Source organism: Xanthovirga aplysinae (assembly GCF_009711365.1).
Taxonomy (GTDB): Bacteria; Bacteroidota; Bacteroidia; order Cytophagales; family Cyclobacteriaceae; genus Xanthovirga; species Xanthovirga aplysinae.
Genome location: NZ_SMMB01000447.1, coordinates 1 through 1,656 on the forward strand (window position 1 = coordinate 1; position 1,656 = coordinate 1,656).

Genomic DNA, 1,656 nt, shown 5'->3' on the forward strand with positions numbered 1-1,656 from the left:
GCCACCTATCAGACTTTAACTGAAGAATTTCTACTCCATGTGGAATGCCCAATCGGTTTTGTATTCGCACATCAATAGATCGGAAGGAGACTCCTTCTATTTCCAATGCCTTTAACTCTTCAGGAAGAGTAATATTCCCATTCTTATTTTTTAGGATTGCATAGGTGGTCCATTCTCTGGAGCCTCTTTTGACTAGTAGTGCAATTCTTTTTCCTGGTCTGTACCGGGCCACATGTCCTTGAAGTTGAGCGATAGATAGTGCTTCAAAACCCTCAATCCCTACTATAACATCTCCCTTTCGTATTCCAGCCTGGTCAGCTGCACCCCCTGGTTTCACCTCCAAAATAAGAATCCCCTGACAATTATCTAACCCCTCTTTTTTTGCAAGTGCTGCGTCAACATCTTTTACACGAATGCCCAATAAACCCCTTTTTACCCTTCCAAACTCCAATAAATCCTCTGCTACTTTTTTGACAATGGCAGACGGAACAGCAAATGAATAGCCCGCATAAGATCCTGTTGGAGTTGCAATGGCAGTATTAATTCCAACTAATTCCCCTTTTACATTCACTAAGGCACCTCCGCTATTTCCGGGGTTGATAGCAGCATCGGTTTGAATGAAAGATTCAATTTCCAGACCATCTTGGTTTTGTAAAACATCAATATTACGGGCTATGGCACTAATAATTCCAGCAGTTACCGTGGAAGGTAGGTCAAAGGGGTTTCCTACAGCCAGAACCCATTGTCCTATTTGAAGTTGATCCGAATTAGCAAACTTTAGATAAGGAAAGACCAATCCGGCAATTTTGAGTAAAGCTAGATCAGTGGTAGGATCAACCCCAATAATATTTGCTTGGTACCTTTGGTTATTGGCTAGGGTAATGTTTATTAATTCAGCACCTTCAATTACATGTAGGTTGGTAATCAAATACCCATCTGGAGAGATTAATACTCCTGAACCTGCAACTTTACCTTCTAGTGGATTTTCGTTTTCATCATTAGGTTGTAATTTATCTTTTTCAAAGAAATCCTTAAACCAATTTCCCATGGAGCTGCTATTTTCTCCCTTTTTTAGATTGGAGGGATAGACCGAACGTATGTGTACAACGGCCTGGGTTGCCAATGATGAAGCATGACTAAAATCCAGATGGACTTGTTCAATACGATTACTTTCTTTTTTATCACCTGATAAATTCGATGGAGGATAATTTCTTGGATAGGAATTGGGTTTTGGTTCGATATTTTGAGTGACTATATAATCTCCACCCAAGGCAAGCATTCCTCCTACAAAAGAAGCTATTAGCAGGTTAAGCAGGTACTGTTTTTTATTTATTGATCCCAATTTTCCTTCTCTCTCAAATGCCTAATCAAGATGGGGGTTATTTCCCACCTTTTCTTAAAAAAGATTTATTTGATAAGGATAATTCAATCTTGAAAGAAAAAATTAAAAAGGGGGGCAAATAATCAAGTGAAAGTAATAAAGTGCATAAAGTGGGCTCTGAAAGTGAAAGCTTTCTGGTTTCGCAAGATGGTAGTGTAGGGAGATGGTTTTTAATTAAGAAATAAAATCAGAGATTGAAAGAGGGTATTTTTATGATTTTGAAGTTGAAACAAAATGTTATTGGAAGGTTTGAAAGAAAAGGTAATGCTGAAAAT

The 1,656-nt window shown here is 38.3% G+C and carries 1 protein-coding gene; it reads right to left on the reverse strand.

The window, feature by feature from the left end:
• The coding region (locus E1171_RS01705) for a S1C family serine protease (protein WP_155203455.1) at positions 1-1,342 on the reverse strand (1,342 nt) is incomplete at its 3' end.
• Between the last annotated feature and the right edge of the window lie 314 nt (positions 1,343-1,656).